The sequence below is a fragment of the Rhodanobacter sp. G1 genome (assembly GCF_055397855.1).
In genome coordinates this window covers 733,911-748,724 of record NZ_AP039674.1, presented here as the reverse complement: position 1 = coordinate 748,724, position 14,814 = coordinate 733,911, and the positions used below count along the sequence as shown (strand labels likewise).

Below are 14,814 nucleotides of genomic sequence, written 5' to 3'. Positions count from 1 at the left end.
GCAGAGGCCTGATCCGTCAGTCGTTCGGCAGGCCACCCTGCCGGCTGAACCACAGCGCGGCCAGCGTGCCGGCGGCGCCCGACAGCAGGTACAGGCCCACGTAGGGCACGCCGGCGTAGATGGCCAGCGACAGCGCCACCAGCGGCGCGAAGCCCGCACCGATCAGCCAGCCCAGATCCGAGGTGATCATGGCGCCGGAGTAGCGGAACTCCGGCGGGAAGTTGGCGCTCACCGCGCCGGCCGCCTGCGCATGCGCGAAGCCGAGCAGGGCGTAGCCGACGATGATGAACAGGTAGCTGTTCACCACGCCGCCGGACAGCAGCAGCGCGGTCCAGCCGCTGTACACCGCGATCAGCAAGCTGCCCACGGCCAACGTGGTGCGGCGGCCGAAGCGGTTCGCCACCTTGCCGGAGATGACCATGCAGGGCATGGCCACGAAGGCGCCGACGATCTGCACCAGCAGGAAGCTGGTCACCGACTGCTGCGTGTAGAGCACCGCCCACGACAGCGCGAAGATCGTCACCAGGTGGAACAGCGCGTAGCTCGCCAGCGGCGCGAACGTGCCCAGGGCGACGTTGCGGCCCTGCTCGCGCACCAGCTGGCGCATCGACGCGGGTTCGAGGTCGCGCTCCTTGAGCTGTTCGACGTAGCGCGGCGCCACCACCATGCGCAGGCTGGCGAACAGCGACACGATGTTGATGGCGAACGCCGCGAAGAACGGGTAGCGCCAGCCCCACTGGATGAACTCCTGCGGCGTGAGGGCGGCCCAGATGTAGGCGAACAGGGCCGCGGCGAGGACGAAGCCGATCGGATCGGCCAGCTGCGGCAGCATGGCGTACCAGCCGCGCTTGTCCTTCGGCGCCTTGAGCGCAGCCAACGAGGCCAGGCCGTTCCAGCTGCCGCCCAGCGCGAAGCCCTGCATGAAGCGCAGCCCCGCCAGCACCAGGATGGCGGCCCAGCCCAGCGTGGAGTAGCCGGGCAGGAAGGCCGTGCCGGCGGTCGCCATGCCGAGCAGGAACAGCGCGATGGTCAGCTTGGCGGCGATGCCGAACTGGCGCTGCAGCACCACGAAGAACATCGAGCCCAGCGGGCGCGCGACGAAGGCCAGCGCGAACAGCACGAACGAATAGAACACGCCGTCCATGTGGTTGGCGAAGGGGAAGAACACCTCCGGAAACGCCAGCACGCAGCCCAGGCCGAACACGAACAGGTCGAAGGACTGGCAGATGCGGCCGATCACCACGCCGATGGCGAGGTCGCCCGAGGTGAGCTGGTCGTGGGGATTCGCGCCGTGCGCAAGGGATGCCGGGTGTGCGGCCGACTGGGCGTTGCTGATAGACATGGGGATTCCGTGGAGAAGCGCGTGCAACGGGTATTGTCGAACAAACCGGTTGTGGGCGGCGGCGATGCGACACCGAACCACATCTGGACGACCCCGTCCAGCCGGGAAACTCGACTGCGTTAGGGAGTATTATAGGCGCCCCCTGCGGGAGCGGTGTAAGCAGCTCCCCCGTTGCCTCCCTAGAAAAGACATACGCGTCCATGACAGTGAAACGTCTCCGCGGCTTGCTGCTGCTTCCGCTTGCGTCGCTTGCCGGCTGCCACCTCGCCCTGCTCGATCCCGCCGGCGACGTCGCGCGCCAGCAAAGCGACATGATGATCGTCACCACGGCGATCATCGCCCTGATCGTCGTGCCGGTGCTGATCGCGATCGGCATCATCGCGTGGCGCTACCGCGCCTCCAACAAGCAGGCCCGCTACGACGCCCACTGGGATCATTCGCCCAGCCTGGAGCTGCTGGTCTGGGCCGCGCCGCTGATCATCATCATCGCGGTCGGCGCGATCAGCTGGATCGGCACGCACCAGCTCGACCCCTACCGCCCGCTCGACCGCGTGGCGCCGGGCCAGCCCGTGCCGGCGGACGTCAAGCCGCTGGAAGTGGACGTGGTGTCGCTGCAGTGGAAGTGGCTGTTCTTCTACCCGCAGTACGGCATCGCCACGGTGAACCAGCTGGCGGCGCCGGTGGATCGGCCGATCCAGTTCAAGCTCACCGGGGACGCCATGATGGATGCGTTCTCCGTGCCCGAGCTGGCCGGCATGGTCTACACCATGCCCGGCATGCAGACGGTGCTGCACGCGGTCATCAACAAGCCGGGCCAGTACCAGGGCTTTTCCGCCAACTACAGCGGCGCCGGCTTCACCGACATGCGCTTCACCTTCGAAGGCCTGAGCCAGCACGATTTCGACGGCTGGGTGGCCAAGGCCCGCGCGGCCGGCGGCACGCTCGACCTGCAGGCCTACGACCAGCTGCGCCAGCCCGAGCGCGACGTGCCGGCGCGCTCCTTCGCCAGCTTCGACCCGGGCCTGTTCACGCGCATCCTCGAGCGCTGCGTCGACGCCAGCCAGACCTGCATGAACCCGGCGATGTCCGCCGACGCCCATGCCGGCGGCGCCATGCCCGACATGCCGGGCATGCACGACGACGACGCGTCCAACCATGCCGCGAAGCCTGCCGACGCGCAGGCCGCCAAGGCGCGCTGACCCGCGCACACCGATCTGTTTTCCGGGATCCAGACCATGCTTGAACCAATCAACCATCCCGCCGCCAGGAGCTTCCTGTTCGGCCGGCTCACGCTCGACTCGTTGCCGTTCCTGCAACCCGACCTCGAAGGCCGCATCGTCCTCGTCACCCTCTGCGCGGTGATGCTCGGCGGCCTGGCCGTGCTGGGCCTCATCACCAAGAAGCGCCTGTGGGGCTACCTGTGGAGCGAGTGGTTCACCAGCGTGGATCACAAGAAGCTGGGCATCATGTACATGATCCTCGGCACGGTGATGCTGCTGCGCGGCTTTGCCGACGCGCTGATGATGCGCGCCCAGCAGGCGATCGCCTTCGGCCCGAACATGGGCTACCTGCCGCCCGAGCACTACGACCAGATCTTCACGGCGCACGGCTCGATCATGATCTTCTTCGTCGCGATGGCCTACATCGTGGGGTTGATCAACTACGTGATGCCGCTGCAGATCGGCTCGCGCGACGTGGCGTTCCCATTCCTCAACAACCTGAGCTTCTGGTTCACGTTCTGGGGCGCGATCACCTTCATGGTGTCGCTGTTCGTGGGCGACTTCTCCACCGCCGGCTGGCTGGGCTACCCTCCCGTGTCCGAGCTGCAGCAGGGCCCGGGCGTCGACTACTACATCTGGGGCCTGCAGCTTTCCGGCGTGGGCACCCTGCTCAGCGGCGTCAACTTCGTGGTCACCATCATCAAGATGCGCGCGCCCGGCATGACGATGATGAAGATGCCGGTGTTCACCTGGACCTCGCTGTGCACCAGCGGCCTGATCATCGCCACCTTCCCGGTGCTCACCGCCACGCTGTTCCTGCTCTCGCTGGACCGCTACGTCGGCACGCACTTCTTCACCAGCGACTTCGGCGGCAACGTGATGATGTACATCAACCTGATCTGGGTGTGGGGCCACCCGGAGGTGTACATCCTGATCCTGCCGATCTTCGGCGTGTATTCGGAGATCGTGCCCACCTTCTCGGGCAAGCCGCTGTTCGGCTACTCGTCGATGGTGTACGCCACCTGCGCGATCATGATCCTGTCGTACCTGGTGTGGCTGCACCACTTCTTCACGATGGGCTCGGGCGCGGACGTCAACTCGTTCTTCTCGCTGACCACGATGATCATCTCCATTCCCACGGGCGTGAAGATCTTCAACTGGCTGTTCACCATGTACCGCGGCCGCGTGCAGTTCACCGTGCCGATGCTGTGGACGATGGGCTTCCTGTTCACCTTCACCATCGGCGGCATGACCGGCGTGATGCTGTCGGTGGCGCCGGCGGACTTCCTGCTGCACAACAGCCTGTTCCTGATCGCGCACTTCCACAACGTGATCATCGGCGGCGTGGTGTTCGGCGTGTTCGCGGGCGTCAACTACTGGTTCCCCAAGGCGTTCGGCTTCAAGCTCGACGAGTTCTGGGGCAAGTGCAGCTTCTGGTTCTGGCAGATCGGCTTCTGGCTGGCGTTCGGCCCGCTGTACATCATGGGCCTGATGGGCGTGACCCGCCGCCTGAGCCATTTCGACAACCCCGCGCTGCAGCCGTACTTCATCGTCGCCGGCATCGGCGCCGGGCTGATCGCGCTGGGCATCGGCAGCTTCATCCTGCAGATCGCCGTCAGCATCCTGCGCCGCAAGCAGTACGCGGTGGGCGGCGACCCGTGGAACGGCCGCACGCTGGAATGGGCCACCTCGTCGCCGCCGCCGGCCTACAACTTCGCGTTCGTGCCGAACGTGCACCAGCGCGATGCCTGGATGGACATGAAGCAGCACGGCTACCAGCGCCCGCTGGCGGGCTTCAACGACGTCCACATGCCGAAGAACACCGCCACGGGCGTGATCGTCGGCGTGCTGTCCTTCGCCTGCTGCTTCGGCCTGGTCTGGTACATCTGGTGGCTGGCCGTGGCGTCCTTCGTCGGCGTCATCGTCGCCAGCATCGTCCACACCTTCAACTACCACCGCGACTACTACATCCCGAAGGATGAAGTCCGCGCGTTCGAGCACAGCGGCAACTGGCAGGACGCGGCCCAGGGAGCAAACGCATGAGCAGCATGGCTGTCGATACCGCGCGGTCGCCGTTCCTCTGCCACGAGGAACCGCACGCGCACAACGGAACCCTGCTCGGGTTCTGGATCTACCTGATGAGCGACTGCTTCATCTTCGCGTCGCTGTTCGCCTGCTACGCGGTGCTCGGCACCAGCACCGCGGGTGGCCCCACCGCGGCGCAGGTGCTCGACCTGCACGGCCTGGCGATCAACACCGCCCTGCTGCTGGTCTCGTCGGTGACCTTCGGCTTCGCCATGCTGGAGATGGCGCGCAAGCGCAAGGGCGCCGTGATGCTGTGGCTGGCCGTGTCCGGCCTGCTCGCGGCGTGCTTCGTGACGCTGGAAATCCACGAGTTCGTGGGCATGATCGCCGACGGCGCCGGCCCCGGCCGCAGCGCCTTCCTGTCCTCGTTCTTCACCCTGGTCGGCACGCACGGCCTGCACGTGTCCGTCGGCATCCTGTGGCTGATCGTGCTGATGGTGCAGCTCGGCAAGTTCGGCCTGACCGAGGCCAACATCCGCCGCATGCAGTGCCTCAGCATGTTCTGGCACTTCCTCGACCTGGTGTGGGTCGGCGTCTTCAGCTTCGTCTATCTGGCAGGTGTGCTGCGATGAGCCATTCCGATTCCCACGACCACGCCGCGCACGGCCACGACGAGCACGCGAACCACGGCAGCCTGCGCAGCTACCTCACCGGCTTCGTGCTGGCGAGCATCCTCACCATCATCCCGTTCTGGCTGGTGATGGGCCACGTGTTCCAGAGCCACTGGCTGACCATCACCGTGGTGCTGCTGCTGGCCGTCGTGCAGATCCTCGTGCACGTGATCTACTTCCTGCACCTGGACACGCGCTCGGAAGGCGGCTGGAACATGCTGTCCTTCGTCTTCACCATCGTGCTGGTGGTGATCGTGCTGGGCGCATCCATCTGGGTGATGTACAACGAGAACTCCCTAATGATGCCGATGTCGGCGCAGTACCAGCACGGGGCGTGAGCTTCGGCTTTTGCGGTCATCCATGATCGCGAAGATCACACGGGCGGCCAGCCATGGCCGCACTATCTCGAGAAAAAGCCGGCGATGCCGGCTTTTTCGTTTTGCCGCCTCGCGCGAGGGGATGTTGTCGCGTCTACTTGCTCGGCGTTTCCAACGCGCGGCGCGGAGATTCCCCGTTTCGCAAGGAACAAGGCTCGACGATCGTCTACTGCGGGCCGACGCGAGGGCAAGTTCCCTCTCCCCTTTGGGGAGAGGGTTAGGGTGAGGGGCGGGTGCTTGCAACAACCTTCCGATTCCGCATTTTGGCTCGCCTGCGGCGGGCTTTCGATCGCCTGCCGGCGCTCGAGTTACTTCTCTTTGCTGGCCCAAAGAGAAGTAACCAAGAGAGAAGGGCCTAGTTCAATCCGCCGGAATTACAAGCAGGCTGTGTCGAGGAGGTTGGAACTACTCCCACCGTCACGAGCTTCACTGCGGCCACTCCGCACCGTATCTGAGAACTGAGGGTAGAGCCCTGCAGCGATCCACGAAGATCCTCGCAGGAGCAAACAAGCCTTGGTGCGAAAGGCCTCCGGCATAAGCCGCATGGGGCTTTCGAACAAACCCTCAGCGCACCCCGCGCACCGGCAGGATGGCCCAGGCGCCCAGCGCCACGAACAGCGCCGCCACGGCGAACAGGCCCGAGTAGCTCCCTTCGCTGGCCTGCAGGATGCCCGGTGCGATGGCCGGCATCAGCGACTGCGGCATGACGCTGGCGATGTTGAAGATGCCCAGGTTCCTGGCCGCGTGCGTTTCGCGCTCCGGCAGCACGTCGGTCACCAGCGCGAGATCGACGGCCACGTACACGCCCTGTGCCGTGCCGGCGAGCGCCATGCCGACGAGGAACCAGGGCAGCGAACCGGCGAAGGCGACCGTCAGCAGGGCCAGCGCATAGGCCAGCGCCGCGCCGCACACGAAGGCCTTGCGCCGCCCGATCGCGTCCGACAGGCCGCCGCCCACGGCGCTGAACGCCGCCACCGCGCAGGACTGCACCAGGGTGGACAGGAAGATCAGCCGCGGCGCTTCGCCCGGCGCCCGCCCCAGGTGCTGGATCAGGTAGAACTCCTGGTAGGTCATCAGCAGCGCGACCCCGGTGTAGAGCAGGAAGCGGCTGCTCCACGCCCAGGCGAAATCGGGAAAACGCAGCGGATTGATCCAGAAACTGCCGAGGAACTCGCGCCAGCCGTAGCGGGGCCGCCGCGATGCGGCCAGGCGGCGATCCGGCAGCATCCAGGCCAGGCCGATCGCGCCTACCAGCGCAAAGGCCGCCGGCAACAGGAAGACCGCGAGGGTGGAATGCTCGACCGCCTGCACCAGGAAGGTGCCCGCCGTCATGCCCAGCGGCAGGCTGACGCCCACGATGCCGGACACCGTGCCGCGCTGCGACGCCGGAATCTGGTCGGAAAAGATCGCCACCAGCGCGGCCAGCTCCGCATTGAAGGCGAGCTGCGTGATGCACCAGCCCAGCAGCAACTGCGGCACCGACGCCGCCACCGCGATGGTCGCCAGTCCCGCCGTCCCGCCCAGCGCGCCGGCGACCAGCCAGGGACGGCGCATGCCGAAGCGCGAAGCCGTGCGATCCGACAGGCGGCCGAAGAACGGATTGCCGAACAGCGCGACCAGTGCGCCCACGCTCACCACCAGCGACAGGCTGGCGGTCGCGTCCGCCGGGGCGATCTCGCGCACGCGCATCGCCAGCCCCACCAGGATCGGCGGCAGCAAGGCCATCCACAGGCCCGTGTAGGCCACGCCGTAGGCCGCGATGAACGGCCAGCCGACGGAACACGCGCACGGCACTTCGCCGGCAACCGAACCGGCTTGCGGGAGTCCGCGCGCAGCAGCTTCAAGCTTGTCGTCGATCACCGTCCCGCATCCCCATGGATCCGCACGCGGGCCTTCGCAGGCGCCATGGCGGCACGGGGCAATCCTACGGCTTTCCGGGCGCGGCCGTGGATTCGCGCAGGTGCACCTGATAGGGCACCCGCGCCTGCTGCCGCAGAGACGGGTCGCGGATCGACTGCAGCACGCTTTCAGCGGCCTGGCAGCCGATCTCGCGGCACGGCTGGCGCACCGTGGTCAGGCCCGGCGAAACGAGCAGCGACGCCGGCGTGTCGTCGAAGCCGCATACCGACAGGTCGCCGGGAATCGTCAAGCCGCGTTCGTAGGCTTCGCGCATCACGCCGCAGGCCATGTCGTCGTTCGCCGCGAAGATCGCCGTGGGCGGACGGCGCCGGTCGAGCAGCGCCCTTGCCCCGGCCACGCCCGATGCGAAGGTGAAATCCCCCGGCACCACCAGCGACTCGTCGAAGGCGATGCCGGCCCGGCGCAGGGCGTCGCGATAGCCGGCGAGCCGCCAGGCGTGCGCGCCGTGCCCCTTCAGCCCGGTGATGTGGCCGATGCGCCGGTGCCCCAGCGATACGAGATGCTCGACCATTTCCGCCGCGGCCCGGCGCTCGTCGAAGCCGATGTCGATGCGCGACTGGCGCAGCTTCGAGGAGATCGTCGAATAGCGTATGTCGAGTTCGTCGAGGCGCTGCAGCAGCCTGGCGTTGTTGGCGTGCGGCGGCACCAGTACCAGCGCGTCCGGGCGGTGCTGCGCCACGAAGCCGTCGATCTGCGCGGCCAGGTCGTCGGTCGCCTCGAACGGATGCAGCACCGCGTTGTACGGCGTCCCCTTGCACGCCTGCAGCACGCCGACGATCAACTCCATGGTGTAGCTGGAGCCGGCCATCGGGTTGTCGTACAGCAGCGCGACCAGGTACGAGCGGTTTCCCGCCAGGCCGCGCGCGGACGGATTGGGCACGTAGTTCAGCGCAAGGATCGAAGCCTCGATGCGCTCGCGCAACTTCGCGCGCACGTTCGGATAGCCGTTGAGGAAACGGGACACCGTCTTGGTGGATACGCCTGCATGCGCAGCGACATCTTCGATTCTCGCAGGCATGTGCGGTCTTGCCCCTGTATGGCTTGCAGCGGCCCATGCTACCCGAAGTGGACGGCGCACGGTCGCCCGGATTCGCCCGTTTCGCTCAAAAAGTCCAGCGCTTGTATTTTCTGTTGACAGCGCTTGTAGATTTGACTAGCTTGCGACGAACGCAAGACCCGTGCGGCGCGGTTCGCAACGCACGGGGAAAGGGGAACATCCATCCGGCGAATCGTCCGCAATGCGGGCGGCGCGGCTTCGGCCATGCCCGGCCCGGCGGGGAACACGCAACATGCGAGGGATAGGGTTGATGAACAATCGTCACTGGAGCCGGCTGGCCGCGATGGCTGCCCTGGCGTGCATCGCCGGCGGCCAGACCGCTGCGCGGGACGTGCCGCCGGCCACGCACTACGCCGACTGGCCGGAGATCAAGGGCGCCTACGGCGACGATCCCGCGCTGGACGCACGCGTGCGTCAAATCGTGGCCGGCATGACGCTGGCGCAGAAGGTCGGCCAGATGACCCAGGCGGAGATCAAGTCGATCACGCCGGACGAGGTGCGCCGCTACTACATCGGTTCGGTGCTCAACGGCGGCGGCACCTGGCCGAACAACGACAAGCACGCCTCGATCAGGGACTGGCTGGCGCTGGCGGACAGCTACTACGACGCCTCCATGCACACCGACATGGCGGTGAAGATCCCCGTCATCTGGGGCACCGACGCGGTGCACGGCGACAACAACGTGTACGGCGCCACGCTGTTCCCGCACAACGTGGGCCTGGGCGCAGCGCACGACGCGGAACTGGCGCGCGAGGTCGGCGCCGCCACCGCCAGGGCCGTGCGCGCCACCGGCGTCAACTGGGCCTTCGCCCCCACGCTGGCGGTGGCGCAGGACGTGCGCTGGGGCCGCAGCTACGAGAGCTTCTCCAGCCAGCCGCAATGGGTGCACGCCTATGCGCGCGCCTACGTGGAAGGCATGCAGGGCGCCTTCGGCCCGCACAACGTGATGGCCACCGCCAAGCATTTCGTCGGCGACGGCGCCACCTGGCAGGGCACCGACCAGGGCGAGGCCCGCGTCGACAAGTCCACCATGGTCAACGTGCACGGCGCGGGCTACTACGGCGCGTTCGAGGCCGGCGTGCTCAGCGTGATGGCCTCGTTCAACAGCTGGAACGACCGCGCCGACGGCGTGGACTACGGCAAGATGTCCGGCTCGCACGCCCTGCTCACCGACGCGCTCAAACGGAAGATGGGCTTCCGCGGCTTCGTGGTGTCGGACTGGAACGCCATCGGCCAGCTGCCCGGCTGCAGCAACGCGAGCTGCCCGCAGGCGATCAACGCCGGCATCGACATGGCGATGGTGCCGGGCGACTGGAAGGCCTTCATCGCCAACACCATGCACGAGGTGCAGGACGGCCAGATCCCGATGGCGCGCATCGACGACGCGGTGAGCCGCATCGTGCGCGCCAAGCTGCGCATGGGCCTGTTCGACGGCAAGCGCCCCTCGCAATTGCCCGGCGCCGGCGACGCCAGCCTGCTGCAGGATCGCGCGCTGGCGCGGCGCGCGGTGCGCGAATCGCTGGTGCTGCTGAAGAACAACCACGGCGTGCTGCCGCTGAAGCGCGGCATGAAGCTGCTGGTGGTCGGCAAGAGCGCGGACAGCCTGCCGAACCAGGCCGGCGGCTGGTCGCTCACCTGGCAAGGCACCGACAATGCCAACGCCGATTTCCCCAACGCGCAGAGCATCCTCAATGGCCTGCGCAACGCCGACGGCGCGGCCAACGTCACCTACAGCGAGAACGCGCAGGGCGTGGACGCAAAGGACTACGACGCCATCGTGGCGGTGATCGGCGAGACGCCGTCGGCGGAGATGATGGGCGACATCGCGCCGTCGTCCACCCTGCGCTTCGGCGACCGCTATCCGGAGGACGCGGCCCTGCTGAAGAAGGTGGCGCAGTACGGCAAGCCTGTGGTGACGGTGTTCGTGGCGGGTCGGCCGCTGTTCGTGAATTCCCTGCTCAACCGGACGGACGCCTTCGTGATGGCATGGCTGCCCGGCAGCGAAGGCGGCGGCGTGGCGGACGTGCTGTTCGCCGCCGGCCAGGGCAGCCAGCGCGACAACTTCAGCGGCACGCTGCCGCGCCCCTGGCCCGGCGTACCCTGCCCCGACGCCGGCAAAGCCGGCGCGTCGCCCTGGCTGTTCGAGCCGGGCTACGGCCTGCGTTATCCCACACGGCACGACCTGCCCGCGCTGCCCGAGCACGCCGACGTGAAGGCCTGCGCCGATGCGGCCAGCCTGCCGGTGTTCCACACGTTGGCGGTGGCGCCGTTCGCGCTGTATCTCGCCGACGCGGCGCACGGCGAACGCGCCGTGGGCTCGGATCTCAACGCCGAAATCGCGTGGCCGGGCGACCACCCGCTGCTGCGCCTGCGCACCGCGCAGGTCGACACGCAGCAGGACGCCAAGGCCGTCGCATGGCAGGGCGCCGGCCGCTTCCTCGCGCGCAGCGCGCAGCCGGTCGACCTGACGAAACTCGCTGCCGCCCGCGCGGCGCTGCAGTTCGACGTGGTGGTCGACGCGCCCGCCAAGGGCCCGGTGACGCTGCGCATGGAGTGCGGCAGCGACTGCGGCGGCCAGCTCGACCTCGGCCCGGTTCTCGCCGGCTACGCCACCGGCACGCGGCAGAGCGTGTCGATCCCGCTGGCATGTTTCGCGGAGCGCGGCGTGAACCTGGCGCACGTCGACGTGCCGTTCGAGATCGCGGCCGACGCGCCGTTCGCCGCGTCCTTCGCGGACATCCGCATCAGCTCCATCGCCACCGCGAACCGCCGCGACCTGCCGTGCGCCAGTCTGCAACCGCGCCCGGCCGGCAGCGGGGACAAGTGACAAACAACGCGGCGCAAAGCCGCAACAGTCGAGTACTCATTGCAGCTCCGGAGGGGAAAATGAACCAGCAATCCACGCAAGCGCGCCACACCAAGCAACCGTGCCGACTGTCCCTCGCGATCGCGATGGCGTTGTTCGCGGCCGGGCAACTGCATGCGCAGACCGCGCCCGCGACGACCGACCAGGCCACGCAGACCGCGCCCGACGCGAAGAAGGACAGCAAGGCGGACAAGGCGAAGGCCGCGACCGCGGCCGACGAGAAGGCAGCAAAGCAGCTCACCGGCCTCACCGTCAACGGCTACTCGTCCAGCCTGAACCGCGCGCAGGACATCAAGCGCTTCTCCGACACGGTGGTGGACGCCATCTCGGCGCAGGACGCCGGCTCGCTGCCCGACCTGTCGGTGACCGAAGCCCTGCAGCGCGTGCCGGGCGTGGCGGTCAGCGCCGCCGGCATCCCCAACGACCCGGATCACTTCTCCATCCAGGGCACGGACATCAGCCTGCAGGGCCTGCCCTACACCAGCACGCTGTTCAACGGCCGCCAGGTGTTCTCCGCCGGCGGCGGCCAGGGCCTGAACTTCTCCACGGTGTCGCCTGAGCTGATCGGCTCGGTGGTGGTGAGCAAGAACCAGACGGCGGACATGCTGGAAGGCGGCATCGCCGGCTCGATCGACCTCAACACGCGCAAGCCCTTCGACAGCAACAAGGACACGCAGGCCTCCGTCACCCTCGGCGACTACTGGGGCGACCTGGCCAAGAAGGGCACGCCGCAGATCGCCGGCCTGGTCAGCCACAACTGGAACACCGACATCGGCCGCTTCGGCGTGCTGGCCAACCTGGCCTACGACCGCATCGAGCAGACCGACAACGGGATCTCGCTGGTGAACTTCCAGCGGCGCTGCAACGGCTGCATCGTGCCGATGCCCGCCTGGGCGCCCAGCGCCGACAGCTACCCCGGCCTGGCCGAGGGCACCAACGGCCCCTACTACTACGTGCCGGTCGGCGGCGACCTGCGCAGCCAGGACGAAACCAGCACGCGCTTCGGCCACGTGCTCGCGGCGCAGTGGGAAAGCCCGGACAAGACCTGGCAGGCCACGCTGGAATGGGATCGCGCCTCGGACACCGAGACCACCTACGAGCACACCCTGCAGGCCTCGACCGACGGCTGCGGCTGGTCGCTTCCCGCCACCTGCGGCATCCCGCTGACGGGCACCACGCCCACCTACGACGCCAACGGCGTGTTCCAGTCGGGCACCATCACGGCCCTGCCCAACCCCGGCTACACCTACCCGGGCTACGGCGGCTTCCCGACGCAGCTCGACAACACCGCGTTCAAGAGCCGCTACGTGACCAACGACTACAGCTTCAACCTGAAGTGGAACGTCAACGACCGGCTGCACCTCAGCCTGGACGCGCAGGACACGCACTCCGACTACGACTACGCCTACTACTACATCCGCGAACTGACCAACGCCAACTGGTACATGGCCCTGCACGGCAACAACGTGCCCACGGTCGCGGTGCTGTCGCCCGATCCCAAGGAGACGGCGGCGCAGTATTTCGCCAATCCCGCCAACACCTACTGGGCCTCGGCGCAGGATTCCCATCGCTATTCCTGGGGCAACCAGCGCGCCTTCCGCCTGGACGGCACCTTCGAGGTGGACAAGGGCCCGCTGGACGACATCCAGTTCGGCTTCCGGCACAGCGACCAGGGCGAGACGGTGCAGGACACCGGCTTCAACTACCAGGCCGTCAGCTCGCCGAGCGGCCCGGGCGCCAACGTGATCACCGCCGGCGACACGCCCGGGTTCGTCGCCCCGTACAACTTCGACCTGCCGGCCTTCTCCAACGGCAATTTCGGCATCGTCGCTCCCTTCTTCAACATGAACCCGATCACGCAGTTCTGGCCGTCCGTCGCGGCCATGAAGCAGATCAACCAGATGTGGTACCAGGCCAACCAGCAGTACTTCGCCGCCAACCCCGGCTCGAAGCCCAACCCCTACTACACCACCTACGAAAGCGACCTGTACAACTCGCCCTACGCCTTCATCCCGGGCACCTCCTACCTGCCGCAGGACGTCTCCGCCAACGACGAGAAGACCAACGCCACCTACCTGCGCCTGAACTTCGGCAACGGCAACATGGATTTCCTGAGCGGCCTGCAGATCAGCGGCAACGTGGGCATCCGCTACGTGCATACCCAGGACGACGCCTCGGGCTACCTGTTCCTGCCGAACCAGCAGACCGTGCTCAACGGGCAGAGCATCGCGGAGCACTGCAAGTCGGGGCCGAACACCCAGGCCGGCGACGTCTTCTGCTCGCTGACGCCTGAGCAGCAACAGCAGTACCTGGCCTTCGCCAACGGCGCGTACGCCCCGATCACGGCCAGCAACAGCTACGGCAACTGGCTGCCCAGCTTCAACCTCGCCGTCGGCTGGACCGACGACCTCATCACCCGCTTCGCGTTCTCCGAGTCGATCTACCGCCCCTCGCTGATCCAGCTGGCGGCGGGGCAATCGGTCACCGGACTGATGCCCTACGGCACCAACGCCACCTCCACGCCCACGGTGGAGGGCAACAACGGCGGCCACAACCCCTACCTCAAGCCCATCACGGCGCACAACTTCGACCTGACCCAGGAGTGGTACTTCGGCAATGCCGGCTCCCTCACCGGCATGCTGTTCTACAAGCAGCTGAACCACACCATCCAGTACATCACCAACGTGGTGAGCACCTCGGTGACGAACAACGGCGTGACCTATCCGGAGCAGTACACGGTGGGCCTGGCCAACCTCGACCAGAAGGGCAGCGTGGGCGGCGCGGAACTGGCCTACCAGCAGAAGTACGACTTCCTGCCCGGCTGGCTGTCCGGCTTCGGCACGCAGATCAACTACACCTACATCAAGCCGCACGGCCTGGGATTCGGCTCGGTCAACTACTGCCCCACCACCTACCTGACGGCCACGCAGTGCACCAACCAGCACAAGCTGCCGCCGCAGGAACTGTCGCGCGACACCTTCAACTTCACCGTGTACTACGAAAAGGGCCCGCTGTCGGCGCGACTGGCCTGGAACTGGCGCTCGCAGTTCCTGCTCACCAACCAGGAAGCGGACTTCCCGCTGCTGCCCGTTCTGGCCGACCCGCAGGGGCAGCTGGACGGCTCGCTGATCTACTCGCTCAACGACCACGTCAAGGTCGCGCTGCAGGTGGCCAACCTGCTGAACTCGACGTTCAAGACCCGCGAGGTGGTCAACACCGACGGCCTGACCGTGCCCAAGGGCTTCTTCCGCAACGACACTCGCTACAACCTCAGCCTGCGCGCGAGCTTCTGACCGCGGGCGACCCGCTCCTGCCTCGCCGGCGTACCGGCGAGGC

9 protein-coding genes are annotated in these 14,814 nt (G+C 67.3%); 6 read left to right on the top strand and 3 right to left on the bottom strand.

The window, feature by feature from the left end:
• Positions 1-16 precede the first annotated feature (16 nt).
• Entirely contained in the window at positions 17-1,342 is a 1,326-nt protein-coding gene (locus tag ACZ5Z2_RS03140; protein WP_464760525.1) for an MFS transporter, read from the bottom strand.
• Positions 1,343-1,542: 200 nt separating this feature from the next.
• Here ACZ5Z2_RS03140 and cyoA point away from each other — a divergent pair, with 200 nt between their 5' ends.
• From cyoA to cyoD, 4 genes are all read left to right on the top strand, one after another.
• Positions 1,543-2,541: a ubiquinol oxidase subunit II gene (gene cyoA, locus ACZ5Z2_RS03135; protein ID WP_464760524.1), complete on the top strand. Its 999-nt coding sequence runs from the start codon at positions 1,543-1,545 to the stop codon at positions 2,539-2,541.
• A gap of 75 nt (positions 2,542-2,616) precedes the next feature.
• Positions 2,617-4,605 (top strand): cytochrome o ubiquinol oxidase subunit I, encoded by a 1,989-nt coding sequence (cyoB, locus tag ACZ5Z2_RS03130; protein ID WP_464761655.1) that lies wholly within the window; start codon positions 2,617-2,619, stop codon positions 4,603-4,605.
• Positions 4,602-5,219 carry a cytochrome o ubiquinol oxidase subunit III gene (gene cyoC / locus ACZ5Z2_RS03125; protein WP_464760523.1) on the top strand — a complete coding sequence of 206 codons (618 nt, stop codon included), beginning with the start codon at positions 4,602-4,604 and terminating at the stop codon, positions 5,217-5,219. The genes cyoB and cyoC overlap by 4 nt, the downstream gene beginning before the upstream one ends.
• A complete protein-coding gene (gene cyoD, locus ACZ5Z2_RS03120; protein ID WP_464760522.1) occupies positions 5,216-5,596 on the top strand; it encodes a cytochrome o ubiquinol oxidase subunit IV in 381 nt (126 codons plus the stop codon). Before cyoC ends, cyoD begins: the two co-directional genes overlap by 4 nt.
• A 603-nt stretch (positions 5,597-6,199) precedes the next feature.
• Here cyoD and ACZ5Z2_RS03115 read toward each other — a convergent pair.
• A complete protein-coding gene (locus ACZ5Z2_RS03115; RefSeq protein WP_464760521.1) occupies positions 6,200-7,495 on the bottom strand; it encodes an MFS transporter in 1,296 nt (431 codons plus the stop codon).
• A 64-nt stretch (positions 7,496-7,559) separates the two neighbouring features.
• Positions 7,560-8,573 (bottom strand): LacI family DNA-binding transcriptional regulator, encoded by a 1,014-nt coding sequence (locus ACZ5Z2_RS03110; protein ID WP_464760520.1) that lies wholly within the window; start codon positions 8,571-8,573, stop codon positions 7,560-7,562.
• A gap of 289 nt (positions 8,574-8,862) precedes the next feature.
• On the opposite strand from ACZ5Z2_RS03110, the gene ACZ5Z2_RS03105 reads away from it, so the two are divergent.
• Together ACZ5Z2_RS03105 and ACZ5Z2_RS03100 are read left to right on the top strand one after the other, a co-directional pair.
• Positions 8,863-11,439, top strand: coding sequence for a glycoside hydrolase family 3 protein (locus tag ACZ5Z2_RS03105; RefSeq protein ID WP_464760519.1), 2,577 nt, complete (start codon positions 8,863-8,865; stop codon positions 11,437-11,439).
• 59 nt (positions 11,440-11,498) lie between these two features.
• Positions 11,499-14,771, top strand: a complete 3,273-nt coding sequence (locus ACZ5Z2_RS03100) for a TonB-dependent receptor (RefSeq protein WP_464760518.1) — start codon at positions 11,499-11,501, stop codon at positions 14,769-14,771.
• The last annotated feature ends 43 nt before the right edge of the window (positions 14,772-14,814 follow it).

Bases quoted from the DNA above. Each gene is read 5' to 3' on its own strand.
- ACZ5Z2_RS03140 (WP_464760525.1), bottom strand. From the start codon at position 1,342: ATGTCTATCAGCAACGCCCAGTCGGCCGCACACCCGGCATCCCTTGCG.
- cyoA (WP_464760524.1), top strand. From the start codon at position 1,543: ATGACAGTGAAACGTCTCCGCGGCTTGCTGCTGCTTCCGCTTGCGTCG.
- cyoC (WP_464760523.1), top strand. From the start codon at position 4,602: ATGAGCAGCATGGCTGTCGATACCGCGCGGTCGCCGTTCCTCTGCCAC.
- cyoD (WP_464760522.1), top strand. From the start codon at position 5,216: ATGAGCCATTCCGATTCCCACGACCACGCCGCGCACGGCCACGACGAG.
- ACZ5Z2_RS03110 (WP_464760520.1), bottom strand. From the start codon at position 8,573: ATGCCTGCGAGAATCGAAGATGTCGCTGCGCATGCAGGCGTATCCACC.
- ACZ5Z2_RS03105 (WP_464760519.1), top strand. From the start codon at position 8,863: ATGAACAATCGTCACTGGAGCCGGCTGGCCGCGATGGCTGCCCTGGCG.
- ACZ5Z2_RS03100 (WP_464760518.1), top strand. From the start codon at position 11,499: ATGAACCAGCAATCCACGCAAGCGCGCCACACCAAGCAACCGTGCCGA.